At 41.6% G+C, this 841-nt stretch carries 1 pseudogene; it reads right to left on the bottom strand.

Going from position 1 to position 841, the window contains the following annotated elements:
- A pseudogene (locus A6E03_RS20215) lies at positions 1-841 on the bottom strand (hypothetical protein); the annotation flags it as partial.

Here is an 841-nt window from a genome sequence, read left to right as displayed (position 1 = left end):
AGCTGTACTTATTTTGCATTGGCCTGCGCGTAACTTGTAAACCAATGGACTTACCTTTTGTATGCATGGGCAAAGATATCTCTAACTGCCATTGTTCCCCCGCAGCCGAAGCGTACATTGCTTTAGAAGGAAGGCTAGAAATTACCTTATTTAGCCTGACCTGAGGCTTATGAATAATCTGATCCAATCGGGTCAACTCATCAACGACTTCCCATTGCTTTGAAGCTTTCCCCCATGTGGAATGTAATAGCCACTTTTCTAATTCGGAGCGCTTAAAGGCATTGATAATTATAATCGAGATAAAAAAGAGAATTGAACTAACCATAAATGTGGTCAGCATCCAAGGCGCGATAATAGCACCGATACTAGTGGAGAATATCCCAAATCGACTAAAGACGTTTGCTCCAAACTGAAAGAAATATACAAACGTTTGAGAAAAAGTCGATATCCCTTTCAGCCCATACCCAAACCGCTCCATTGGTGAATGACTCTTATCTTTAAATTTATCATGGCTCTCCCACGTCTCTAATCCTGTCGCGATTAAGCCAAATAAAGATACCGCAGCGGTTGTTTTGGCAAAGGTTTTAAGTGTTACAACCTCTGAAGCACTCGATGTTATGATAGCTCGACTTAAACTCTTTTTAAGTAATTCTCCATCTGTTGCCATCTTACTCCAAGCGACATCTCTCCACATTGCAGTAACAGCTGATACCGCATAACTTGTCGCATAGGTTGCTTCTCTAACAGCAGGGTTGGTCCATACATTACTTTCAGGATATTGCTCTGCTTTATGGTGGAGATTTTTAAGCACTGCTGCCGTATTCCAAAGGTTAAGGATGGC

Source organism: Aliivibrio sp. 1S128 (assembly GCF_001691065.1).
Lineage (GTDB): Bacteria > Pseudomonadota > Gammaproteobacteria > Enterobacterales > Vibrionaceae > Aliivibrio.
This window is presented reverse-complemented; position numbering and strand designations above follow the sequence as displayed.